The organism is Leifsonia sp. 21MFCrub1.1, assembly GCF_900107895.1.
In the GTDB taxonomy this organism is placed as follows: Bacteria; Actinomycetota; Actinomycetes; order Actinomycetales; family Microbacteriaceae; genus Leifsonia; species Leifsonia soli.
Genome location: NZ_LT629867.1, coordinates 1,672,256 through 1,694,220, shown reverse-complemented (window position 1 = coordinate 1,694,220; position 21,965 = coordinate 1,672,256). Strand labels below are relative to the sequence as shown.

Annotated in this window: 22 protein-coding genes and 1 tRNA gene; 11 read left to right on the top strand and 12 right to left on the bottom strand. The window is 70.9% G+C overall.

Features of this window, described 5'->3' with window-relative positions; all coding sequences use genetic code 11:
• Nucleotides 1-12: 12 nt before the first annotated feature.
• The 8 genes from tatC to BLW09_RS07975 are packed head-to-tail and all read right to left on the bottom strand — an operon-like array spanning nt 13 to nt 6,254.
• Nucleotides 13-765: a twin-arginine translocase subunit TatC gene (gene tatC, locus BLW09_RS08010; protein ID WP_089910833.1), complete on the bottom strand. Its 753-nt coding sequence runs from the start codon at nt 763-765 to the stop codon at nt 13-15.
• A gap of 43 nt (nt 766-808) precedes the next feature.
• On the bottom strand, nt 809-1,105 hold the full coding sequence (tatA, locus tag BLW09_RS08005) for a Sec-independent protein translocase subunit TatA (protein WP_089910830.1): 297 nt from the start codon (nt 1,103-1,105) through the stop codon (nt 809-811).
• 4 nt (nt 1,106-1,109) lie between these two features.
• The gene (locus BLW09_RS08000; protein WP_089910828.1) at nt 1,110-1,469 is read right to left on the bottom strand and encodes a hypothetical protein; all 360 of its coding nucleotides are present in this window, start codon (nt 1,467-1,469) and stop codon (nt 1,110-1,112) included.
• Nucleotides 1,470-1,498: 29 nt separating this feature from the next.
• Nucleotides 1,499-2,473 (bottom strand): helix-turn-helix transcriptional regulator, encoded by a 975-nt coding sequence (locus BLW09_RS07995; RefSeq protein ID WP_089910825.1) that lies wholly within the window; start codon nt 2,471-2,473, stop codon nt 1,499-1,501.
• Nucleotides 2,466-3,542, bottom strand: a complete 1,077-nt coding sequence (locus BLW09_RS07990; RefSeq protein WP_089910821.1) for a helix-turn-helix transcriptional regulator — start codon at nt 3,540-3,542, stop codon at nt 2,466-2,468. The genes BLW09_RS07995 and BLW09_RS07990 overlap by 8 nt, the downstream gene beginning before the upstream one ends.
• Nucleotides 3,543-3,563: 21 nt before the next feature.
• Nucleotides 3,564-4,481 carry an FKBP-type peptidyl-prolyl cis-trans isomerase gene (locus BLW09_RS07985; RefSeq protein ID WP_231947133.1) on the bottom strand — a complete coding sequence of 306 codons (918 nt, stop codon included), beginning with the start codon at nt 4,479-4,481 and terminating at the stop codon, nt 3,564-3,566.
• Between the two features lie 40 nt (nt 4,482-4,521).
• On the bottom strand, nt 4,522-5,532 hold the full coding sequence (locus tag BLW09_RS07980) for a tRNA (adenine-N1)-methyltransferase (RefSeq protein WP_089910815.1): 1,011 nt from the start codon (nt 5,530-5,532) through the stop codon (nt 4,522-4,524).
• The gene (locus tag BLW09_RS07975; RefSeq protein ID WP_089910813.1) at nt 5,529-6,254 is read right to left on the bottom strand and encodes an HAD family hydrolase; all 726 of its coding nucleotides are present in this window, start codon (nt 6,252-6,254) and stop codon (nt 5,529-5,531) included. Before BLW09_RS07975 ends, BLW09_RS07980 begins: the two co-directional genes overlap by 4 nt.
• 87 nt (nt 6,255-6,341) lie before the next feature.
• Between BLW09_RS07975 and BLW09_RS07970 the strand changes: the two genes are divergently transcribed.
• On the top strand, nt 6,342-7,277 hold the full coding sequence (locus BLW09_RS07970; protein WP_089910810.1) for a proteasome assembly chaperone family protein: 936 nt from the start codon (nt 6,342-6,344) through the stop codon (nt 7,275-7,277).
• 93 nt (nt 7,278-7,370) lie between these two features.
• Here BLW09_RS07970 and BLW09_RS07965 read toward each other — a convergent pair whose 3' ends face one another.
• A complete protein-coding gene (locus BLW09_RS07965) occupies nt 7,371-8,234 on the bottom strand; it encodes an undecaprenyl-diphosphate phosphatase (protein ID WP_089910807.1) in 864 nt (287 codons plus the stop codon).
• Between the two features lie 21 nt (nt 8,235-8,255).
• Nucleotides 8,256-9,575: a M20/M25/M40 family metallo-hydrolase gene (locus BLW09_RS07960; protein ID WP_089910802.1), complete on the bottom strand. Its 1,320-nt coding sequence runs from the start codon at nt 9,573-9,575 to the stop codon at nt 8,256-8,258.
• A 133-nt stretch (nt 9,576-9,708) separates the two neighbouring features.
• Between BLW09_RS07960 and BLW09_RS07955 the strand changes: the two genes are divergently transcribed.
• From BLW09_RS07955 to BLW09_RS07940, 4 genes are all read left to right on the top strand, one after another.
• Nucleotides 9,709-9,793 (top strand) — tRNA-Leu (locus BLW09_RS07955).
• A gap of 77 nt (nt 9,794-9,870) precedes the next feature.
• Complete coding sequence (locus tag BLW09_RS07950) at nt 9,871-10,854, top strand: cation diffusion facilitator family transporter (RefSeq protein ID WP_089910799.1); 984 nt, start codon at nt 9,871-9,873, stop codon at nt 10,852-10,854.
• Nucleotides 10,855-10,893: 39 nt separating this feature from the next.
• Nucleotides 10,894-11,895, top strand: coding sequence for a helix-turn-helix transcriptional regulator (locus tag BLW09_RS07945; RefSeq protein WP_089910797.1), 1,002 nt, complete (start codon nt 10,894-10,896; stop codon nt 11,893-11,895).
• Between the two features lie 10 nt (nt 11,896-11,905).
• Nucleotides 11,906-12,994 carry a VIT1/CCC1 transporter family protein gene (locus BLW09_RS07940; protein ID WP_172824185.1) on the top strand — a complete coding sequence of 363 codons (1,089 nt, stop codon included), beginning with the start codon at nt 11,906-11,908 and terminating at the stop codon, nt 12,992-12,994.
• Nucleotides 12,995-13,003: 9 nt separating this feature from the next.
• Here BLW09_RS07940 and BLW09_RS07935 read toward each other — a convergent pair whose 3' ends face one another.
• On the bottom strand, nt 13,004-13,510 hold the full coding sequence (locus BLW09_RS07935; RefSeq protein WP_089910794.1) for a DUF1707 domain-containing protein: 507 nt from the start codon (nt 13,508-13,510) through the stop codon (nt 13,004-13,006).
• Nucleotides 13,511-13,627: 117 nt separating this feature from the next.
• On the opposite strand from BLW09_RS07935, the gene BLW09_RS07930 reads away from it, so the two are divergent.
• Complete coding sequence (locus tag BLW09_RS07930; protein ID WP_089910792.1) at nt 13,628-13,918, top strand: DUF6504 family protein; 291 nt, start codon at nt 13,628-13,630, stop codon at nt 13,916-13,918.
• Between the two features lie 54 nt (nt 13,919-13,972).
• Nucleotides 13,973-14,815: a DUF3097 domain-containing protein gene (locus BLW09_RS07925; RefSeq protein WP_089910789.1), complete on the top strand. Its 843-nt coding sequence runs from the start codon at nt 13,973-13,975 to the stop codon at nt 14,813-14,815.
• 16 nt (nt 14,816-14,831) lie between these two features.
• Here BLW09_RS07925 and BLW09_RS07920 read toward each other — a convergent pair whose 3' ends face one another.
• Nucleotides 14,832-15,263, bottom strand: a complete 432-nt coding sequence (locus tag BLW09_RS07920; protein ID WP_089910786.1) for an NUDIX hydrolase — start codon at nt 15,261-15,263, stop codon at nt 14,832-14,834.
• Nucleotides 15,264-15,386: 123 nt separating this feature from the next.
• Here BLW09_RS07920 and BLW09_RS07915 point away from each other — a divergent pair, with 123 nt between their 5' ends.
• The 4 genes from BLW09_RS07915 to BLW09_RS07900 all read left to right on the top strand — a co-directional run bounded on the left by BLW09_RS07915 (nt 15,387) and on the right by BLW09_RS07900 (nt 21,962).
• Nucleotides 15,387-16,079 (top strand): hypothetical protein, encoded by a 693-nt coding sequence (locus BLW09_RS07915; protein ID WP_089910783.1) that lies wholly within the window; start codon nt 15,387-15,389, stop codon nt 16,077-16,079.
• The gene (locus BLW09_RS07910; RefSeq protein ID WP_089910780.1) at nt 16,080-17,741 is read left to right on the top strand and encodes a DNA polymerase Y family protein; all 1,662 of its coding nucleotides are present in this window, start codon (nt 16,080-16,082) and stop codon (nt 17,739-17,741) included.
• A gap of 15 nt (nt 17,742-17,756) precedes the next feature.
• Nucleotides 17,757-21,149: an error-prone DNA polymerase gene (locus tag BLW09_RS07905; protein ID WP_089910777.1), complete on the top strand. Its 3,393-nt coding sequence runs from the start codon at nt 17,757-17,759 to the stop codon at nt 21,147-21,149.
• 147 nt (nt 21,150-21,296) lie between these two features.
• Nucleotides 21,297-21,962: a 7-cyano-7-deazaguanine synthase gene (locus BLW09_RS07900; RefSeq protein ID WP_157696918.1), complete on the top strand. Its 666-nt coding sequence runs from the start codon at nt 21,297-21,299 to the stop codon at nt 21,960-21,962.
• Nucleotides 21,963-21,965 lie beyond the last annotated feature (3 nt).

The window sequence follows — 21,965 nt, the reverse complement described above, 5'->3', positions numbered from 1 at the left end:
TATGCCCGTGCGTCAGGCGGCGAGCTCGGCCTCGAGCCGCAGCTCCCGCTTCGCGGCACGGCGGTCGTGCAGCCACGCGACGCCGTAGGCCGCGAAGTACAGCGCGACCATCGGGATGGCCAGCAAGAACATCGAGAGCACGTCGGCCGCGGGCGTCGCGATCGCGGTGAACAGCGCGATCAGGATGAGCGCCCACCGCCACGAGGCGATGATCGACTTCGCGCTGAGCACGCCGACGAAATTCAGCAGCACGAGGAACACCGGGAGCACGAACGCGATGCCCACGGCGATCACCAGCTTCAGGATGAAGTCGAAGTAGGTCTTCGCCTGGATGATCGCGGAGTCGGGCTCCGGCGCGAAGCTCGTCAGCAGGCTCACGATGTGCGGGACCAGCAGCCAGCCCGTCACGCCGCCCGCGATGAAGAGCGGGACAGCGGTGAAGAAGAAGCCGAAGCCGTAGCGGAGCTCCTTACGGGTCATCGCCGGCACGAAGAACGCCCAGATCTGGTAGAGCCAGACCGGGCTGGAGATGATCGCACCGATGGTGATCGCGACCTGCATCTTGAGGTCGAACGCGCCGGTGATGCTGTCGTAGTTGAGCATGGCCTCGCGGCCCTGCTGCTTCGCGATGTCCGTGATCGGACCGCGGAGCGCATCCATCACGTAACCGCTGAGGAACCAGCCGACGACGGCACCGCCGACCAGCGCCAGAGCGGAACGGAAGAGGCGTTTGCGAAGCTCGATGAAGTGCTCGGCGAGCGTCATCCGTCCTTCGCGGCTCTTGCCTCGCTTCGTGGAGGCCACCGGACTAGGACTTCGGGTTCGACTCGGTCGAGGGGTCGACCGGCGTCGGAGCCGGGGTGCTCTGAGCAGCCGTGTTCTGGACCGCCGTGTTCTGGGCGGTCGTGTTCGTCGGGGTGCCGTCGGCGGCCTGGTCGGACTTGCCGTCCTTGCCGTCCTTCTTCAGCTCGTCGACCTCGCCCTTGAAGATCCGCATCGACTGGCCGATGCTCTTGGCGAGCGCCGGAAGCTTCGGCGCACCGAAGAGCAGCAGGATCACGGCGAGGATGATGAGCAGATGCCATCCGGTCAGTCCTGCGAACATGAGATCAGGTCCTTCTCAAAAGGTGGGCGAAGCGAGCGGGCACCGTCTCCGGGTCCACACTGACGAGTAGTCTACCGCGCCGGACGCGGGCGTCCCTGCGAGCTTGCCGGGCATAGGCGCGCTCGATGAGGTGCTCCTGCCGCTCCGCACGGAGCTCGTCGGCGTCCGCCAGCACGGCCGGCGCGAAGGTCTCGTGGAGCTCCTCCGCGCGGCGCGACAGCACCTCCGTCTTCTCCAGGAGGGCGGCGGCTTCGCGGCCGGCGGCGACCACCTTGCGGAACAGCCACCAGGCGAAGAACGCGAGCATGCCGAGGAGACCGAGCACGAGCACGATCCAGATCACCAGCCACGACCACCAGGGCACGGCCTCAGCCTACCCGCCTCGGCCGGCGGTCAGAGGTAGCGTTCGACGCCCGCACGGGCCCAGCCGGCGACGACCTGGCGCGCCTCGGGCGGGTCGAGGACCGTCAGAACGCCCGACAGCCCGGCGACCAGCCGCTTGAGGCCGTGGAAGTGCGCGACCCGGACGCTCGTGCGGATGATGCCGTCGCGCTCCTCGCGCACGGCGCCCTCGGGGATGTAGTCCTCGATCAGCGGGATGGCGGAGGCGGACACCTCCACCGTCACCAGCTGGTCCTCCGGCGTCCCGGTGAACAGCGTCTCGGGGAGCTTCACGTCGCCCGGCCGGTAGGTGATGGCCTCCTCCGTCGCGACCAGATCGTCGATCCGATCGAGGCGGAAGGTGCGGATGGCCGTCCGCAGGTGATCCCAGCCGCGCAGGTACCAGTCCTGGTCGACGGACTCGATGCGCAGCGGGTCGACGCGACGCCGTTCGCGTTCTCCGCGCGAGCTGAGGTAGTCGAACTCGAGCTGCACGCCCGCGATCACCGCATCCCGGATCGTGGCGAGGGTCTCGTCGGTCTCGGACCGCGCGACGGCCAGCTGGCTCGGCGCGGCTGATGCACCGCGGGCGAGCTTCGCCATGAGCGAGCCGATGGCGTCGCGGTCGGCGTTCTCCGGCAGGGCGGTCAGATACTGCAGCCCGGCGATGAGGGCGGCCGCCTCCCGCGCCGAGAAGCGCGGCGAGTCGTCGATCGCGACCTGGTGGGTCAGGACGATCTGGTCGTTCTCCTCGAAGTCGTCCCAGGCGATGTCGAAGAGGTCGCCCGGCTGGTACGCGTTGGTCTCGCCCGGGATGCCGGAGACCGCGATCAGGCGGACCGCGTCGCGCAATTGCTCCTGATCGACGCCGAAGTGCTCGGCCGCCTCCGCGACGCTCACGCGATCGCGGTCCATCAGGTAGGGCACGAGGGCGAGCAGGAAGGCCAGCTTGTCCTGCGCCTGCATGGGCTTCCGGCGCTCAGCCATCGTGCGCCTCCCCCTGCTGTCCCTGTGCGGCGTCGGCCGGAGCCGTGTGCGCGGCGACCGTCGCCTGGAGCCGCTGCAGCACCTGCTCGCGCAGCTCCGGCGGAGAGAGGACGAGCACCTCTGGCCCGAACGACGCCAGCTGGTCGGCGAGGATGTTGATGTCGGAGAAGTTCACGGTGAGCCGGACGGGCTCCCCCTCGGCGCCGACGGGGACGGCGTCGCCGTACCGCTTTCCGAGGCGGGTGGCCGCATCCGTGCCGGCCGTCACCTCGATCTCGGCGACGTTCGACTCCCAGATGCGCTCGAGCTCCAGGAGCGCCCGCTCGGCGAACGCCTCGCCGTCGACCCGGTACTGCTCCGGATCGAACACGCGGGAGGTCAGCCTGACCGGCCCGACGATCCGCGACAGCAGGAAGGTCCGCGAGCCGTTCGCATCCTGGTCGATGCCCTGCAGATGCCACCGGCCCTGGTGCTGGACGAGCGACAGCGGCGCGACCGTGCGCTGGCGGGAGGCGCTCTCGCCCGGCTTGAGGTACGGGAACTGGACCATGGCGTGCCGTTCCAGCGCCTGGCTGAGCGGCTCGAAGGCGCTCTCGCGCACGCGCAGCCGCGGCGCGTAGCCGACGACTGGGTCGTCCGCCTCGACGCCCAGCGACCGCAGTTTCATGAGCGCGCGCCGGGACTCCCCCGACAGCGACCCCTCGCGCCACACGGCAGCGGCCAGTCCGAGGAGCGTCAGCTCCTCCGGCGAGAAGCTGACGTCGGCCGGGAGGTCGTATGCCCCTTTGGGAATGCGATAGCGGAGCAGCTGGTTGTTGCCGGACGCCTCGGGGGCCTCCACCGTCTCCAGCGGGACGCCGAGCTCGCGGATGTCGTCCTTGTCGCGCTCGAACTGCCGCTCCAGGCTGCTGTTGTCGCCGTGCGGCTCATAGCGCTGGCGATAGCCCTGGACGGTCGACAGGATCTCGCTCTTGGTCAGGCCGTTCTCGGTCGCGAGCAGCGCGAGCACTAGGCTGAACAGACGCTCCTCGACCGGGACGCGCGCGGGCGAAGAGGAGGAACGGGACACCCGTCCATCCTAGTCCGCGCGCTAGCGGATCCCGAGGATGTCGACCACCCAGGCGGAGGCCGCGACCTGTCCCTCTGCGGGGGCCTCGATGACCACCTGCGAGCCGACCTTCTTGCCCACCAGCTCGGCGAGGACCTTCTGCGGAAGGGCCTGGTTGAGCTGGCTGGCACCGGTGTCGAGCTTCACGAAGTCCGGCGACCCCGACTGCCAGCTCGAGACGATGACGTTCTTGTCCTCCCAGCCCACGGCCGTGTACTGGAGGATGGCGAACGAGTCCTTCTTGACCGTCGCTCCCGACCCGGCCTTCAGCTCCTCGCTGCGGACCTTCGTCGGCGCCGAGCCGGAGGACGGGATCGTGATGCCCGGCTGCCCGGTCGGCGCCAGCACGACGGTCGGGAATCCGGACACCGACGGACGGACGGCGCCGTCGGCCTTCGCCAGGTACGCCTTCAGGATGTCGACCACGATCACACCGGAGCTGGTCGCCCCGGTGCCGCCCGCGTCCTTGGGCGAGATGACCACGGCGACGCGCGAACCGACGGGGGCGCACTGGAGGCCCTTGCTCAGCGCGGCGTTGCCGGAGCCGAGGGCGAGCGGGTAGGTGTCGCCGCTGCCGTAGGACGTCTGCTGCACCTGACCGGTCTTGCCGTCGAGGATCGTGTACTGCATCTCGATGACCTGGCCCTTGTGGACCTGCTCGCCGGTGCCCTCGGTGATGATGGTGCGCTCGGACTTCGTCGTGTCGAGCGGAGTCGGAACCGTGATCTTCGGCTTCGAGCCGATCTTCCCCGTCGCCTCCACGAGTTGGGAGGCCTTGCCGGAGGGCAGAGCGGTCGAGCAGTCGTTGTTCGGGTCGGTCGAGCATCCCGTGAGGACAGCGGCCACGAGGCCGACGGCGACCACGACAGCGGACGTTCTTCCGATGGTGACTCTGCGCACGTGTTCTCTTTCGGTCGGGGCGTTGGAGGGCCAATTCATGCTAGCCGACGCCCGGAGCGTCCTCGTCCGTGTCCCGGCCCTTCGCGAGTTCCGCGCTCGTGGCGGCCTCGCGCATCCGCTTGCGGAGGCTCTTCGGGCTGGACTGCCGCTCACCGAGGGCGCCGGGGGTCCAGGCCTCGACATCCTCGTCGGAGTAGTCCGACTTGGACGGACGGCGCTTCAGCTCGGGCAGGACCGTCCCCGGCGCGAGCCGGCGGGCGGTGATGAGGAACCCGGTGTGGGCGATCATGCGGTGGTCGGGACGGACGGCCAGCCCCTCGACGTGCCAGCCGCGGACCATCGTCTCGTTCGACTGTGGATGCGTGTAGTCGCCGGAGGCGCGGATGGCCTCGGCCACGCGGGACAGCTGGGTCACCGTGGCGACGTAGCAGATCACGACGCCGCCGGGCTTGAGAGCGGCGGTCACCGCATCGAGCGTCTCCCACGGCGCCAGCATGTCGAGCACCACGCGGTCCACCGTTCCCGGCTCGACCGCGGCGGGAAGCGCATCCTGCAGGTCGCCGACGGTCAGCGTCCAGTTGCCGGGATCGCCGCCGAGGAACGTGGCCGCATTGTCGCGAGCGACGTCGGCGAACTCCTCGCGGCGCTCGAACGAGAGCAGGCGCCCCTCCGGTCCGATCGCGCGGAGCAGCCACAGCGAGAGCGCGCCGGAGCCGACACCGGCCTCCACCACCGTCGCCCCGGGGAAGATGTCCGCCAGCGCCAGGATCTGCGCCGCGTCCTTCGGATAGACGATGGCGGCGCCGCGCGGCATGGACATGACGAAGTCGGTGAGGAGCGGGCGGAGCGCCAGGTGCTCGACGCCCGCGTTGTTCGTGACGACGGAGCCGTCGGGCAGCCCGATGATGGCGTCGTGCGGGAGGACGCCGCGGTGGCTGTGGAAGAGTTTCCCCGGCTCCAGCGTGATGGTGTTCATCCGGCCCTTCGGACCGGTGAGCTGCACGCGGTCGCCCGCGCGGAACGGTCCGGAGCTGCGCCGTGTCTCGTTCATCGGGTGGCCGCCCCACGGCGGGCGCGGGCGACGGAGAACAGATCGTCCGCGGTGCGTCCGTCGAGCGTCGGCCACAGCGTGTGCTCCTCCGATTCGGGCAGCGGCACGATGTGCGGCACTCCGATGGTGGTCGCCCCCGCAGCCACGGCCGAGGCCAGGCCCACCAACGAGTCCTCGACGGCCACGGTCTGGCGGATGTCCACCCCGAGCAGCTCGGCGGCGCGCAGGTACGGTTCCGGAGCCGGCTTCGGCTCGTCCACCTCGTCACCGCTCACGATCACGTCGAACGCGTCGAACGGCATCTGCGCGACGATCTGCTCCGCCATCCTGCGGACCGACATGGTCACCAGGGCCGTCGGGACGCCGCGCTCGCGCAGCGCCTCCAGCAGCTCGCGGGCACCCGGGCGCCACGGCACGCCGTCGGCGTCCAGCTTCTGCTGGACGCGGTCGGTCAGCCACTCCACGATCTCGTCCGGCTCCATCGCCACACCGCGGGAGCGGAGGATCTCGGCGGAGTTCCAGAGGCCGAGGCCGACGAGCAGCAGACCGTCGTCGTGCGTCCAGGTGCCGCCGAACGAGTGCACCAGCTCCACCTCCGACGCCATCCAGTACGGCTCGGTGTCGACGAGGGTGCCATCCATGTCCCACAGCACGGCGGCGGGCACGTCGCCGGAGCCGGTGTCGGTACGGGTATGTTCGCTGCGGGGGGAAGACGCGGTCACAACGGGCAAGTCTATCGGGAGAGCCGCGGGCCTATCCTGGATGGATGGCGCCCCGACCGGACGCCGGGAAGGACGAGGGACAGCTTCGTGACAGACGGACAGAACATCCTCGGCGGGCGCATCCTCGTGGTGGCCTTCGAGGGATGGAACGACGCGGGCGAGGCGGCCAGCGGCGCAGTCAAGACGCTCAAGGAGCAGCTCGACGTCGTTCCGATCGCCGAGGTCGACCCCGAGCTCTACTTCGACTTCCAGTTCAACCGACCGGTGGTGACCGACGACGACGGCCGCAGGCGCCTCATCTGGCCCTCTGCGGTCATCTACGGTCCGTCGCTCCCCGGGCGGGTCGGAGAGGACCTCGCCGGCGACGCGGAGCTCACCGTCACGGGCGACAACGCGGGCAACATCTTCCTGCTGCTCGGCACGGAGCCGTCGCGCAGCTGGCGCAGCTTCACGGCCGAGATCATGGACGTGGCGCTCGCCGCCGACATCGGAGCCGTCGTCTTCCTCGGCGCGATGCTCGCCGACGTCCCGCACACCCGGCCCATCTCCGTCTTCGCGTCCAGCGACAATGCGGCGGTGCGGGCGGAGCTCGGCCTCGAGCGCTCCACGTACGAGGGGCCGGTCGGCATCCTGAGTGCGCTCGCCGAGGGAGCGGAGGACGTCGGCATCCCGACCATGATGATCTGGGCGTCCGTGCCGCACTACGTGCACAACGCGCCCAGCCCGAAGGCCGTGCTCGCGCTGATCGACAAGCTCGAGGAGCTCGTGGATGTGACCATCCCCCGCGGCACGCTCGTCGACGAGGCCGCGGCCTGGGAGTCCGGGATCGACGCGCTCGCCGCCGACGACGAGGAGATGGCCTCCTACATCCAGCAGCTCGAGCAGGCGCGCGACACCGTCGACTCGCCCGAGGCGAGCGGCGAGGCGATCGCGCAGGAGTTCGAGCGGTACCTGCGCCGCCGCGGCGACGGCCGCGACGGCGGCACGGCCGGGCGCGCGCCCGACGACCCGCGCCGCGGCTGAGGCGCCGGGGCGTCCCGGCTCAGACCTCGCCGGTCGTGAGCACCGCGCTCGTGAGCGCCGCGCTCGTGAGCCCCGCGCTCGTGAGCACCGGGGTCACGCCTGCAGCACGCCGGTGGCCAGCAGGATCATCAGCAGGACGCCGAGGGCGATGCGGTAGATCACGAACGGCAGGAAGCTGCGGCGCGAGATGTAGCCCATGAAGAACGCGATCACCAGCAGGCCGACGACGAACGCGACGACCGTCGCGGCCGCGGTCTCCACCGGACCGAACACCTCGGGCGTGCAGGTTCCTGCCTTCGCGAGCGCCTCGGTGCACGGCTCCTTGACGGCCTTGTAGAGCTGGTAGAAGCCGCTGCCGAACACCGCGGGGAGCGCCAGCAGGAACGAGTACCGTGCCGCGGCGCGGCGCTGGTAGCCCATGAACAGCCCGGCCGTGATGGTGCCGCCGGAGCGGGAGACGCCCGGGATGAGCGCGAGCGCCTGGGCGAGACCGAAGACGATGCCGTCGATCCAGGTCAGGTCGCGCAGCCTCTTGCGCTTCGCCCCCACCCAGTCGGCGATGCCGAGCAGGATGCCGAACACGATGAGCGTCGTCGCGACGATCCACAGCGAGCGGAAGACCGTCTCGATCTGGTCCTGGAAGAACAGGCCGAGGACCACGATCGGAACGCTGCCCAGGATGACGAGCCAGCCCATCCGCGCGTCGGGGTCGTTGCGCGGGATGCGCCCGAACAGCGCCCGGAACCACTGCGCGATGATGCGCGTGATGTCGCGCCAGAAGTAGAGCAGTACCGCCGCTTCCGTTCCCAGCTGGATGATCGCGGTGAAGCGGGCGCCGGGGTCGGCCCCGGTTCCGAGCAGCTCGCCGACGATGCGGATGTGCGCCGACGACGAGATGGGGAGGAACTCGGTGAGCCCCTGCACGAGGCCGAGGATCAGGGCGTTGATGAAGTCCATACGTTGCGTCGAATCCCGGGGTCAGTAGGCGCGGAGCAGGTCGCGGAGCACGGTCCTACCGAACACTAGCGCGTCGAGCGGGACGCGCTCGTCCACCCCGTGGAACATGCCGGGGAAGTCGAGGTCGGCGGGCAGCCGGAGCGGCGCGAAGCCGTACCCGGTGATGCCGAGCCGGCTGAGTGCCTTGTTGTCGGTGCCGCCGGAGAGGAGGTACGGGAGCACGGGCGCGCCCGGGTCGTGCTGCTCCAGCGTGCCGGTGATGGCGTCCACCAGTCCGCCGTCGAACTCGGCCTCGAGCCCGATGTCGCGGTGCATCACCTGGATCTCGATGTCGTCGCCGATGAGCTCGCGGACCCGGGAGAGCACGGCATCCTCCTCGCCGGGGAGCGTGCGGATGTCGATCAGCGCCTCCGCCGTGTCCGGGATGACGTTGTGCTTGTAGCCGGCCTCGAGCAGGGTCGGGTTCGTCGTCGTCCGGAGCGTCGCGAGGATGAAACCGGCGGCCGTCCCCGTGCGGATCACGACCTCGTCCGGCCCGATCCGCTGCGGGTCGACGTCCAGCAGCCGGCCGAGCTCGCCGATCAGCCGGCTCGTCGTCGCCGTCAGCTGGACCGGCCAGTCCTCGCGGCCGAGCGCCACGACGGCCTCCGCGAGCTTCGTGATGGCGTTGTCGCGGATGAGCCGCGACCCGTGCGCGGCGCGGCCGCGCGCGATCAGCTTGATCCAGACGAGCGACTTCTCCCCCGTCTGCAGCAGGTACGCGCGCCGGCCCGCGAGGTCGATCGAATAGCCGCCGACCTCGCTGATCGCCTCGGTCGCGCCCGCGAACAGCTCGGGATGCGTGTCGACCAGGTGGTGCGACCCGCGGCGGCCGCCGTCCTCCTCGTCGGCGAAGAACGCGACGACGAGGTCGCGCGCCGGGCGCTCCCCCGCGCGCAGGATGTCGCCGACCGCGGTCAGGATCATCGCATCCATGTTCTTCATGTCGACGGCGCCACGGCCCCAGAGCAGGCCGTCCTTGATCTCGCCGCCGAACGGGTCGACCGACCAGTTGCGCGGATCGGCCGGCACCACGTCGAGGTGACCGTGCACGACGAGAGCGGGCTTGCCCGGATCGGCGCCGGCGACGCGGGCCACCACACTCGCGCGGCCCGGGTCGGACTCGAACACCCGCGGCTGCAGGCCGAGCTCGACCAGCTTCGCCTCGACGTACGCGGCGGCCTCAGCTTCGCCGTTCGAGCGGCCCTCGCCGTAGTTCGTCGTGTCGAACCGGATGAGGTCTCTGGCGATGATCGCGGTCTCGTCGAGGTCGGGCTCGGTCGCGCGGAGTTCGTCGGTCATCCCACCACGCTACCGGGCGCATCCGGTCGCCGCCCCGCCACGCCCGAGGTGTGTGGACGAGTGATCCTGTGTGGAGAATCCGTGCTATCGTCTTTCTTCGGCAGCCGGAGAAGTTCGGCGGCCGTCTCACCTCGTCCGGGTGGCGGAAATGGCAGACGCGCTAGCTTGAGGTGCTAGTGCCCGTATAGGGCGTGGGGGTTCAAGTCCCCCCTCGGACACAGAACCGCGGAAGCGGACGGAAGGCCCCGGTCACAGCGACCGGGGCCTTCCGCATACCCGGGACTATGGTGTCGCCATGCCCCGCAGCAAACGATCGTCGAGCCTCTTCACGGTGCTGCTCGCCTTCGCGGCGAACATCCTGGTCGCGATCGCCAAGACCATCGCGGCCGTGATCACGGGGTCGGCATCCCTGGTGGCCGAGGCCGCGCACTCGTGGGCCGACGCCGGCAACGAGATCTTCCTCATCCAGGCCGAACGCTCCGCCGTGCGCCCGCGCGACGCGTCGCACCCCGGCGGGTACGGCCGCGACGCCTACGTCTGGAGCCTGTTCGCCGCCGTCGGCCTGTTCACCGCAGGCGCCGTCGTCTCCGTCATGCACGGCGTGCAGGCCCTCGGCTCGACGGAAGCGGATTCGGACTACCTCGTCGGCTATCTCGTGCTCGCGGCGGCCTTCGTCTTCGAAGGCATCTCGTTCCTCCAGTCGTACCGGCAGGCGCACGCGAAGGCCGACTCCTCCGGCACCGGGACGTTCGAGCACGTGTTCAGAACGTCGAACCCGACCCTGCGCGCGGTGTTCGCGGAGGACTCCGCCGCTCTCGTCGGTCTCGTGATCGCCTTCCTCGGGCTTCTGCTGCACGAGCTCACGGGCAATCCGTTCTGGGACGCGCTCGGATCCATCCTGATCGGCGTGCTCCTGGCGGTCGTCGCGGTCGTCCTCATCGAGCGCAACCGCCGGTTCCTGCTCGGGCAACCCGGCTCGGACCGCGCGTGGCAGGTCGCGCTCGGCGCGCTGCTCGCACACCCCGAGGTCGAGACCGTGACGTACCTGCACCTCGAGTACGTCGGCCCGGAGCGCTTCTATCTCGTCGCCGCTGTCGATCTCGTCGGCAACGACCGCGAGTCCGACGTCGCCGTCGACCTCCAGGCCGTCGAGGCGGCCCTGGAGAGCTCCGAGTGGGTCACGGAAGCCGTCATCACGCTGTCCCGGCCCGGTGCCGTGCCCCTCAGCGTCACGTCCTCCGGAACCGGAGCCGAGGCGGACGTGGCCGCAAATAGCTAGCGGTCAGTTTCCGACCGCAAGCCTGTGCAGAATGGGGGCATGGCAAGTACCGGCTCCCGCTCGCTCCAGCTCCTCTCTCTCCTCCAGTCCCATCGGTACTGGCCCGGCCAGGAGCTCGCCGACCGTCTCGGCATCTCGCCGCGCACCCTGCGCCGCGACATCGAGCGCCTGCGCGACCTGGGATACCCGGTCGACGCCACCCGCGGCGTGTCCGGCGGATACCAGCTCGCCGCCGGCGCGTCCCTGCCTCCGCTGGTCGTCGACGACGACGAGGCCGTTGCGCTCGCCGTCGGCCTGCGGACCGCCGCGCAGAGCGGAATCGCGGGCGTCGACGAGGCCTCGGTGCGGGCCCTCGCCAAGGTCGTCCAGGTGATGCCGCCGCGGCTGCGGCGCCGGGTCGACGCGCTCCGGATGACGACGCTGTCCACCACGTTCGGGCCGACGCCGCAGACCGACCCCGGCATCCTCACCGCCTTCGCCCAGGCGTGCCGCGACGAGGAGCGGATCGAGTTCGCCTACGTCGCCCGCGACGGCCAGGCCTCCAGGCGCACCGTCGAGCCGCACCGGCTCGTCTCCGTCGAGCGCCGCTGGTACCTGGTCGCCTACGACCTCACCCGCTTCGACTGGCGCAGCTTCCGCCTCGACCGCATCGCCGATCCGCACCCGACCGGCGCCCGATTCCGACCGCGGGCCCTCCCTGCGGAGGATGCGGTCGAGTACGTCCGGCAGTCGCTGCACAGCGCGGTGGAGCCGATGATCGTCGACGCCGTCGTCGATGCGCCCAACGACCGCGTCGTCGACGTGCTCGGGCGATGGGCGACGGTCGACGACCGCGGCGACGGCACCTGCGCCGTCAAGATCACGGCGGACAGCGCGGAGTGGGCCCTCTTCGGGCTCGCGGCTGTGGACGCGCCGTTCCACATCCTCGGCCCGGAGGAGGCGGTGATCGCCGCGGCCGACTGGGGCGAGCGCTTCACCCGCTCCGCACTGGCGCTCACCGCCGAGGCAGCCACCCCGACCGGCCCCGCCACCACCTCGTAGACTGGAGGGGATGACGACAACAGCCCGAACCCCGAGCCCCGCCGACATCAGGCGGTGGCGCCGCTACCTGGCCGACGAGCGCGCGGAGGCCTCCGTGTACCGCGATCTCGCCAGCCGCCGACAGGGCGAGGAGCGCGAGATCCTGCTCGCGCTGGCCGAGGCGGAACGCCGGCACGAGCAGCACTGGGTCGACCTGCTCGGGACGCAGGCCGGCCGGCCGCTGAAGGGCGACATCCGCACCCGTCTGCTCGGCTGGCTCGCCCGCCGGTTCGGCTCCGTCTTCGTGCTCGCCCTGGCGCAGCGCGCCGAGGCCCGCTCTCCGTACGCGGCAGACTCCGACGCCACGCCGCAGATGGCGGCCGACGAGCAGGTGCACGAAGAGGTCGTCCGCGCCCTCGCGGCCCGCGGCAGGCAGCGGCTCTCCGGAACATTCCGCGCCGCCGTCTTCGGCGCGAACGACGGCCTCGTCAGCAACCTGGCCCTCGTGCTCGGCGTGAGCGCGAGCGGGGTCCCCACCCAGGTCGTGCTCCTGACCGGCATTTCCGGCCTCCTCGCCGGAGCGCTCAGCATGGGCGCGGGAGAGTACGTGTCGGTGCGGTCGCAGCGTGAGCTGCTGGAGGCATCCACCCCGAACCCCGCGACAGGCTCGGCCCTGCCCCACCTCGATGTCGACGCGAACGAGCTCACGCTGGTCTACCGCGCGCGCGGCATGACGCCGGAGGCGGCGGCGGACCACGCACGCGAGGTGCTGTCGACCCTCCAGGCGGTCACCTCCCCCATTCCCCTCGGCCCGGCGGTCGACGAGGACGAGCACGAGGCGATCGGCACGGGATGGAACGCGGCCCTCTCGAGCTTCTGCTTCTTCGCCTCCGGGGCGCTCATCCCGATCCTGCCGTTCCTGTTCGGGCTGACGGGGACCGCGGCGATCGTCGTCTCCGCACTGCTCGTCGGGATCGTGCTGCTCGGCACGGGAGCGGTCGTCGGGCTGCTCTCCGGTGCTTCCCCGTTGAAGCGGGCGATCCGTCAGCTGCTCATCGGCTACGGAGCGGCCGCGGCCACCTATCTCCTCGGTCTGCTGTTCGGCGCCACCGTCGGCTGAGCCGGCCGGCTAGCGCCGACGGCCGCCGTCGGTGCCGTAGGCGACGGCGCCGACCAGCGGGATGAGCAGGAACCAGAGCCACGAGTACTGGTACCCCCATGCCATCCCGGTGAGGAAGAACAGGATCACCGACACGAACGGGATGATCGAGACCGCCAGGAGTCCCCAGCGGGAGGACGGCTCGCGGCCGCCCTGGCCGTACGGCTGCGGCTGAGCGGGATACGACGGAGCCGGATACGGCTGACCCGGATAGGGCTGGCCCGGCTGTGCACCCGCGGGGGCGGCGCCCCCGGGCTCGGCGGGCCCGTCCAGCCGCAGACCGCCGGGGAGGTCCGCGAAGAGCGGAGCCAGGTCGCCCCGCGTCACCGCGGAGCGGGCCGCGGCGGAACGCGTCTGCAACTCCTGATCGGTGAGCCGCCCCTGGGCGGCATGGGCCTGCAGGGCTGCGACCGCGCGCTCGCGCTCATCGTGGCTGAGGCGCAGTGACGCGCCGGAGGGATCCGTGATGTCCGACATAGACGCCAGTATGGCAGCGACGCGTCGCATCCACGATGGTCATCGCGGGGGGTGCGATGTCGCGGACCGCGGGTACACTCTCTTTCGAACATACGTTCGACAGACGAGGTGAGCAGCATGACCGAGATCGACGAGACGGTCGCCGTCTGGACGACCGACGAGGGCGTCCCCACCCGGCTCGTGTGGAGATCCACGCGGTACCGGGTCTCCGACACGCCGACGGTGTGGGCGGAGGTCTGCACCTGGTGGCGGCCGTTCGGCGAGCACCGCTACCCGATCGGCAGCGTCCCGCGGTCGATCGGCGGCTGGCGGTTCCAGGGCACGAGCGAGGACGGCGTGGCGCACGTGTTCGACGTGCGCCACGATGCGACCGGGCGGTCGTGGCGGCTGGTCCGCGTTTTCGACTGATCGCAGCGTGGCTCGCACGCCCTGCGCATCCCGTCGCATAGCCTCCATCGGGTGATGGACGACCGCTACGGATCCGATGTGCTCGCCGGCGACTGGCGGCAGGCCGGGAGGAAGCCCGTCCCGACCGTCGAGGCCGTGAAGGATCTGGTGCTGGAAGATGCGGCATCCGGCTTCTGCGGCGCCGTCACGCGGCTCGAAGCGCAGACTGTCGAGCTCGAGGACTACTTCGGCAAGAAGCGCGTCTTCCCGCTGTCCGGCTCGTTCCTCATCGACGGGGAGCCGGTGCGCCTGGTCGTCCCGTCACGTGCGCCCGCCGGTCCGACGCGGACGGCATCCGGATCGTTCGCGGTCGGCGACCAGAAGGCGCGGGTCGCCCGCGCCAGCCGGATCTTCGTCGAGGGCCGCCACGACGCCGAACTGGTCGAACGGGTCTGGGGCGACGACCTTCGCGTGGAAGGCGTCGTCGTCGAGTACCTCGAAGGCGTCGACGATCTCGACGCGATCGTCCGCGAGTTCCAGCCGGATCGTGGCCGGCGCATCGGCGTCCTGGTGGACCACCTGGTCCCCGGATCGAAGGAGAGCAGGATCGCGGAACAGGTGGCGCGCGGACCGTACGGCGCCCACGTCCTCGTCGTCGGCCATCCGTACATCGACATCTGGCAGGCGGTGAAGCCGCAGCGGGTCGGCCTCGAAGCCTGGCCGAGCATCCCGCGGTCGGTCTCCTGGAAGCACGGCATCTGCGCCGCCCTCGGTCTCCCGCACGAGACGCAGGCCGACATCGCGCGCGCCTGGAAGCGCATCCTCGGCCGGGTCCGCTCCTACACCGACCTCGAGCCGGAGCTGCTCGGCCGCGTCGAGCAGCTGATCGACTTCGTCACCGAGCCGCCGGGGCGGTAGGCGCGACCCGCACTGCTCACCAGCCGTATTCGGTGTACGACTCCCCGCGCACGAGCGCGTCGATGCCGTGCCGGATCACCGGGATGACGTCGTCCGGCAGCGCGCGCACCGGCGCCCAGACCAGTTCGGATGCCTTCTCCGGCTCTCCGATCGCCGGCGTCGCACCCGGCGGGAGCGCGGCGGTGAAGAAGAAGTCGATGTAGGCGTCGCCGTCCGCGCGGCCGTGCTGGACGAGAGCGAGCCGCACGTCGCCGCGGGCGAAGGCGATTCCGATCTCCTCTCGCGCCTCACGGAGCACGGCGGCGGTCGCCGACTCCCCCGGCTCGATGTGGCCCGCGGGGAGCGAGAGCTCGCCGTCGCGATAGCCGGTGCCCGCACGGCGCTGGAGCAGGATGCGGTCGACGTCGAACAGGCACAGGTACACGGCTGCGGGGTAGGTCGGGCGCATGTGCCCAGTGTGCGCCGTCGGCTGTCGGTCGGGTGGCGTACTGTTCTTCTCCACAGGTGGCGCTCGTCCACACACCCGAAATTTCCATTTGCGTTGTTCGAACATACGTTCGAAAATAGACGTATGTCCCTCGCAGCTCCGCACCTCGCCGAACCGGTCGCCGACCGGGCGCAGGTGCACGAGCTGCAGACCCGCATCCGGCAGATGCAGGCGACCAAGCTCGAGAGCCGGACCCTGCAGACGCACCCGGCGCTCTCCCCCCTCCTGCCGGGAGGCTCGCTCAAGGCCGGGGCCGCGTACTCGGTCCGCGGGTCGACGACGCTGCTGATGGCCATGCTGGCCGGTCCCAGCGCGGCCGGGGCGTGGTGCGGCGTCGTCGGGATGCCCGATTTCGGCGCAGAGGCTGCCGGGCGGTTCGGCATCGACCTCGAGCGCCTCGTGCTGGTGCCGCATCCCGGGGAGCATTGGCTGACCGTGACCGCGGCGGTCGTCGATGTGCTCAGCGTCGTGGTCGTCGCGCCGCCCGCCCGCGCGAAGGACGGCGACGTCGCCCGGCTCACCGCCCGGCTGCGGCAGCGCGAGGCGACCCTCATCGTCGCCGGCGACTGGCCCCAGGTCGAGACAACCCTCACCGTCGCGCGCAGCGGGTGGGACGGACTCGGCACCGGCAACGGCTATCTCTCGTCCCGGCGGGTCACCGTGGAGTCGGCGCCCCGCGGCGGGACCGGTCCCCGCCGTACCGCCGAGCTGTGGCTGCCGGCCGTCGACGAGAGCTTCCGCACCTCCGGGCCGACGCGGCTCGAGGCGGTGAGCTAGATGGCGAGCGGAGCACGCGAAGCCGTCGTCACCCGGGCGATCGTGCTCTGGTGTCCCGACTGGCCGGTCATCGCTGCGCAGCAGGCGCTCGAGCTGGCGGTCGATCAGCCGCTCGCCCTGGTCGAGAAGGGCGTGGTCTTCGCGTGCTCTCCCGCAGCGCGTGCCGACGGGGTGAAGCGCGGACTGCGGATGCGCGAGGCGCAGGCGCGCTGCCCTCAGCTGGAGGTGCTGCCCTACGATCCGGTGCTCGATGCGCGTGCGTTCGAGCCGGTGCTCGCCGCGATCGAGGAGATCACCCCCGGTGTGCAGCCGGTCCGCCCGGGCACGTGCGTGCTCCGGGCCCGCGGGCCCGCACGCTATTACGGCGGCGAGGAGCAGGCGGCCGCTGAACTGCTGCGCTGCCTGGAGGGGCTCGGGCTCCCGGACGCGCGGGTCGGGATCGCCGACGGTCCTTTCGCCGCCGAGCAGGCCGCCCGCTCGACCGGGGCCGCCCGGCCGCTCGGCGGCGCTCCCTCCGCCGGCGCTCCGACGACCGGTGCCGCCGACGCCGCGCACGACCCGGTCCCGCACTTCTGGGCCCGCAGCCGCGTTCGCATCATCCCGTCCGGCGACTCCCCCGCGTTCCTGGCACCGCTCCCGGTCGCCCACCTGGGCTTCGCCGAGCTCACACCGCTGCTGCGCCGGCTGGGGCTGCACACGCTCGGCGACATCGCCGCGCTCTCGCGCGTAGACATGCGGGAGCGGTTCGGCGAGCGGGGAGAACTCGCGCACACCCTGGCCAGCGGGCTCGACGGAACGGCGGTGGTGCCGCGCACCCCGCCGAAGCAGCTCGACCGCTCCATCGATTTCGAGCCTCCCCTCGACCGCGTCGACCAGGTGACCTTCGCCGTGCGCGGCACGGCCGAGCAGTTCATCGGCGGGCTCACCAAGGCCGGGCTGGTGTGCACCTCGCTCCGGGTGGAGGTGACCGACGAGTCCGGCCGGGTCAGCGAGCGCATCTGGCTCCATCCCCGGCTGTTCTCCCCGCCCGACGTGGTCGACCGGGTCCGCTGGCAGCTGCAGGGCTCCGGCGCGATCGACTCCGGACTGGCGTCGCCGATCTCCCGGGTGGTCCTCGAGCCGGAGGCGGTCGACGACATCGGCCACCACGAGGACGGGCTGTGGGGCGGTGGAGCCGACGAGCGCATCCACCACGGCCTCACCCGCGTGCAGAGCATGCTCGGCCACGAAGCGGTGGTCACGGCGACGATCGGCGGCGGCCGCGCCCCCGGCGAACGGCAGGTGCTGGTGCCCTGGGGCGACCGGCCGGTGGGGGTCGCCCGGGCCGACCAGCCGTGGCCGGGATCCCTGCCGGCACCCGCGCCGTCGACGGTGTTCGAGGTCCCGCGTCCCGTCGCGGTGCTCACCGAGCAGGGGGCGCCCGTCGAGGTGACCGACCGCGGAGACGTGACCGCGCCGATCGCCCGGTTCTCCCCCACCGGCCAGGCGCGGGACGCCCGGCCGGTCGACTCCTGGGCCGGCCCCTGGCCGGTGCGGGAACGCTGGTGGGACGCCACGCTCTCGCGAGCGATGCACCGGTTCCAGCTGGTCGACGCCGACGGCACCGCCTGGCTGCTCGCGCTGGCCGGGTCCGGCTGGTTCGCGGAGGCACGCTATGACTGAGCGAGGCGATGCCTGATGGGGTGGAACAACCCTCCGATCCCGTGGGCCGAGTTCGAGCGTCGGCTCTCCGGGCGGCGCACCGCGCAGCAGGCCGACGAACGCCCGTCCTCCCGCAAGCGGCAGAAGTACGTTCCGCAGGCGATCCCGGAGACGCCGGAGGACGCGGTCCCCTACGCCGAGCTGCACGCGCACAGCAACTTCAGCTTCCTCGACGGCGCGTCCTCTCCCGAGGAGCTGCTGGAGGAGGCGACGCGGCTGAACCTGCACGCGCTCGCCCTCACCGACCACGACGGCATGTACGGCGTGGTGCACCTGGCCGAGGCGGCCGAAGCGTACGACCGCGTGAAGACCGTGTTCGGGGCCGAGCTGTCGCTGTCGCTCACCAAGCCGCAGAACGGCGAGCCCGATCCGGAGGGCAGCCACCTGGTCGTGCTCGGCCGCCGGCAGGAGGGCTACCACCGGCTCGCCGCCGCGATCACCGCAGGGCAATTGGCCGGTGAGGAGAAGGGGCGGCCGGTGTACCGGCTCGACGAGCTCGCCGAGCAGTCCGGCGGTGAGTGGATGGTGCTGACCGGATGCCGCAAGGGCGAGGTCCGGCTGACCCTCGCCGAGCACGGGGAACGCGCAGCGGAGCGCGAGGTCTCCCGGCTCGCCGAGCTGTTCGGCCGCGACAACGTCCTCGTCGAGCTGATCGACCAGGGGGCCCCGCGCGACTCGACCGACAACGACATCCTCACCCGCATCGCCGGGCGGCTCGGGCTGCCGACGGTGGCGACCAACAACGTCCACTACGCGAGCCCCGCGCAGTACCCGCTGGCGACCGCCGTCGCGGCGGTGCGCGCCCGGCGCAGCCTCGACGAGCTCGACGGCTGGCTCCCGGCCGCCGGCGCCGCCCACCTGCGCAGCGGGGCGGAGATGGCCCGCCGGTTCGCGCGCTACCCCGGTGCCGTCGAACGGACCGTCGAGATCGCCGACGACCTCTCCTTCCGCCTCCGCAGCGCCCGTCCCCGGCTGCCGAAACAGGACGTCCCGGAGGGCCACACGCCGATGAGCTGGCTGCGCGAACTCACCTGGCGGGGCGCGGCCGAACGCTATCCCGACCTCGACCGCAACCCGGCGAAGCGCGAGCGCATCGAGCGCGAGCTGGATGTGATCGAGGCGAAGGACTTCCCCGGCTACTTCCTCATCGTCCACGACATCGTCCGGTTCGCCCGCAGCCGAGGCATCCTCTGCCAGGGCCGGGGGTCGGCGGCGAACTCGGCCGTCGTCTACCTGCTCGGGATCACCGCCGTCGACTCGATCAAGTACGACCTGCCGTTCGAGCGGTTCCTGTCCAGCATGCGCGAGGAGGAGCCCGACATCGACGTCGACTTCGACTCCGACCGCCGGGAGGAGGTCATCCAGTACGTCTACGCCAAGTACGGCAGGCACAACGCGGCGCAGGTCGCCAACGTGATCACCTACCGCCCCAAGAACGCGGTGCGCGACATGGCGAAGGCGCTCGGCTACTCCACCGGCCAGCAGGACGCCTGGAGCAAGCAGATCGACGCGTGGGGAACGGTCCAGACCAGCGACGACCACGACATCCCGGACGACGTGGTCGGGCTCGCACAGCAGGTGCTCAAATTCCCCCGGCATCTCGGCATCCACTCGGGCGGAATGGTCCTCACCGACCGGCCCGTCGGCGAGGTCTGCCCGATCGAGCACGCGCGCATGGAGGGCCGCACGGTGCTGCAGTGGGACAAGGACGACTGTGCGTGGATGGGCCTGGTCAAGTTCGACCTCCTCGGCCTCGGGATGCTGTCGGCGCTCGACTACTCGATGCGCACCATCGAGGCATCGCTGGGCGAGAAGTGGACGCTGGAGAGCATCCCGAAAGAGGAGCAGGGCGTGTACGACATGCTCTGCCGGGCCGACTCGATCGGCGTCTTCCAGGTGGAGAGCCGCGCCCAGATCGGAACCCTGCCGCGTCTGCAGCCGCGCAGCTTCTACGACCTCGTGATCGAGATCGCGCTCATCCGCCCCGGTCCCATCCAGGGCGGAGCGGTGCACCCGTACATCCGCCGGAAGCTGGGCAAGGAGCCGGTCACCTACCTGCACCCCGCGCTCGTTCCCGTGCTGGAGCGAACGATGGGCGTCCCGCTGTTCCAGGAGCAGCTGATGCAGATGGCCGTCGCGGTCGGCGACTGCACGGCGGAGGACGCCGACCTGCTGCGCCGCGCGATGGGATCCAAGCGCGGGGTGGAGAAGATCGAGGCGCTCAAGGCGAAGCTGTACGACGGGATGGCGAACAACGGCATCACCGGAGCCGATGCCGACGCCATCTACGAGAAGATCGAAGCGTTCGCCAACTTCGGCTTCGCCGAGAGCCACGCGATCAGCTTCGCGCTGCTCGTCTACGTCAGCTCCTGGATGAAGCTGCACTACCCCGGCGCCTTCCTGGCCGGGCTGTTGCGCGCCCAGCCGATGGGCTTCTACTCGCCGCGCACCCTCACCGCCGACGCGCGACGGCACGGCGTCGTCGTGCACCGCCCGGACATCCAGCGCTCCGGCGTCTTCCCGCTCCTCGAGCCGCTCGACGACCCGGATGCGCGGCGGGGGCCGACCGGCTCCGATCCGTGCCTGCAGACGGAGCAGCCGCCGATCGATCCCTTCGACCCGGCCGTCCCGCTCGACTTCGCCGCGCACCGCCGCGACGCCGGCCACGCGGTCCGGCTGGGCCTGGCGGCGGTCACCTCGATCGGCGAGAAGGTGGCGGAGCGCATCGTCGCCGAGCGGGAGGCGTACGGCCCCTACCGCGACCTCGGCGACCTCGCCCGGCGCACCGGCCTCACCACCGGCCAGCTGGAGGCGCTCGCCGCCGCCGGCGCCTTCGACGGCTTCGACCTGAGCAGGCGGCAGGCGATCTGGGAGGCGGGCAACGCCGCCCAGGAGCGGCCGGAGTACCTGGCCGGCACGGCGATCACCGTCCAGCCGCCGCTGCTGCCGATGCTGTCCCCCGCCGAGCAGCTCGCCAGCGACCTCTGGGCGACGGGGATCTCGACCGACGACCATCCCATCCGCTTCCTGCGTCCGGCGCTCGCCGCCCGCGGCGTCCGCCCGGCCGACACGCTCGCCGCCGGCGAGTCCGGTCGCCGCATCGAGGTGGGCGGCGTGGTGACCCACCGGCAGCGACCCGCCACGGCGGCGGGGGTCACGTTCCTCAACATCGAGGACGAGACCGGGATGGTGAACGTCGTGTGCCCGGTCGGCGTCTGGAACCGCTACCGCCGCGTGGCCCGCCAGGCGCCGGCGATGATCATCCGCGGCATCCTGGAGCGCAGCGAGGAAGGCGTCGTCAACGTGATCGCCGACCGCCTCGAAGCACTCGACACCGGAATCCGCACCGTCTCGAGGGACTTCCGGTGACCACCTCACGCCCGGCACGACCTGACCACGACACTATGAACGCAACATAATACATTTATAGGTCGCATCATGCATTGCAGTGAGTGCGCGAATCATGCGAACGTCTCCTTGCCGGTAACGGCGCCTACTACGCAAGGAGACCAACATATGACAGCTGTGATGCTTTCCGGTGGCCCAGACTCCACCGTCCTGACTTACGAACTCGTCCGAGCCGGTACGCGGCCATTGGCCATCGTGTTCGACCTCGGAGATGAGGAGGCGCCCCGAAGCGTCATCTTCGCTCGGCGCATTGCTGCAGACCTCGACCTGGAGATCCTGGAGGTCGACCTCGCCGCCGGCATGCGCGACGCCTACCGGAAGCCCTTCCCGCAGTTCTTGCGGGCGGCGCAGGTGATGTCCCATGAGATCGAGCCCTTCGGCTCGGGTGTAGCGCTCAGCATCGCGGCGTCGCTCGCCGCTTCCCGAGGCCATTCCGAACTCCACTACGGCGTCCACCGCGACGACACGATGTACCGCGACAACAACGCGGAGTACTTCTCGCTGTTGAGCCGTGCGATCTCCATCGAGACCGGCCGTCGGTTCGACATTCGTGCACCATTCCTCAACAGGACGAAAGCCGAGGTCCTTCAGCACGGCGCGCGCCTCGGCGTTGACCTTTCAGGAACCTGGAGCTGCGCTCACGCGGGCGCCATCCAATGCGGCACATGCCTCCCGTGCACCCTGCGGCAGGAGGCCTTCTCCGCCGCCGGGCTCACCGATCGGACCGCGTACTCCCACGAGCGCCTCACCCCGCCGACGCTCGTCACGACGTGAGAT

What these genes read in the sequence shown, in the direction of transcription:
- tatC (WP_089910833.1), bottom strand. Translation starts at nt 765, where the DNA reads ATGACGCTCGCCGAGCACTTCATCGAGCTTCGCAAACGCCTCTTCCGT.
- tatA (WP_089910830.1), bottom strand. Translation starts at nt 1,105, where the DNA reads ATGTTCGCAGGACTGACCGGATGGCATCTGCTCATCATCCTCGCCGTG.
- BLW09_RS07995 (WP_089910825.1), bottom strand. Translation starts at nt 2,473, where the DNA reads ATGGCTGAGCGCCGGAAGCCCATGCAGGCGCAGGACAAGCTGGCCTTC.
- BLW09_RS07980 (WP_089910815.1), bottom strand. Translation starts at nt 5,532, where the DNA reads ATGAACGAGACACGGCGCAGCTCCGGACCGTTCCGCGCGGGCGACCGC.
- BLW09_RS07965 (WP_089910807.1), bottom strand. Translation starts at nt 8,234, where the DNA reads ATGGACTTCATCAACGCCCTGATCCTCGGCCTCGTGCAGGGGCTCACC.
- BLW09_RS07960 (WP_089910802.1), bottom strand. Translation starts at nt 9,575, where the DNA reads ATGACCGACGAACTCCGCGCGACCGAGCCCGACCTCGACGAGACCGCG.
- BLW09_RS07950 (WP_089910799.1), top strand. Translation starts at nt 9,871, where the DNA reads ATGCCCCGCAGCAAACGATCGTCGAGCCTCTTCACGGTGCTGCTCGCC.
- BLW09_RS07945 (WP_089910797.1), top strand. Translation starts at nt 10,894, where the DNA reads ATGGCAAGTACCGGCTCCCGCTCGCTCCAGCTCCTCTCTCTCCTCCAG.
- BLW09_RS07940 (WP_172824185.1), top strand. Translation starts at nt 11,906, where the DNA reads ATGACGACAACAGCCCGAACCCCGAGCCCCGCCGACATCAGGCGGTGG.
- BLW09_RS07935 (WP_089910794.1), bottom strand. Translation starts at nt 13,510, where the DNA reads ATGTCGGACATCACGGATCCCTCCGGCGCGTCACTGCGCCTCAGCCAC.
- BLW09_RS07930 (WP_089910792.1), top strand. Translation starts at nt 13,628, where the DNA reads ATGACCGAGATCGACGAGACGGTCGCCGTCTGGACGACCGACGAGGGC.
- BLW09_RS07925 (WP_089910789.1), top strand. Translation starts at nt 13,973, where the DNA reads ATGGACGACCGCTACGGATCCGATGTGCTCGCCGGCGACTGGCGGCAG.
- BLW09_RS07920 (WP_089910786.1), bottom strand. Translation starts at nt 15,263, where the DNA reads ATGCGCCCGACCTACCCCGCAGCCGTGTACCTGTGCCTGTTCGACGTC.
- BLW09_RS07915 (WP_089910783.1), top strand. Translation starts at nt 15,387, where the DNA reads ATGTCCCTCGCAGCTCCGCACCTCGCCGAACCGGTCGCCGACCGGGCG.
- BLW09_RS07910 (WP_089910780.1), top strand. Translation starts at nt 16,080, where the DNA reads ATGGCGAGCGGAGCACGCGAAGCCGTCGTCACCCGGGCGATCGTGCTC.
- BLW09_RS07905 (WP_089910777.1), top strand. Translation starts at nt 17,757, where the DNA reads ATGGGGTGGAACAACCCTCCGATCCCGTGGGCCGAGTTCGAGCGTCGG.
- BLW09_RS07900 (WP_157696918.1), top strand. Translation starts at nt 21,297, where the DNA reads ATGACAGCTGTGATGCTTTCCGGTGGCCCAGACTCCACCGTCCTGACT.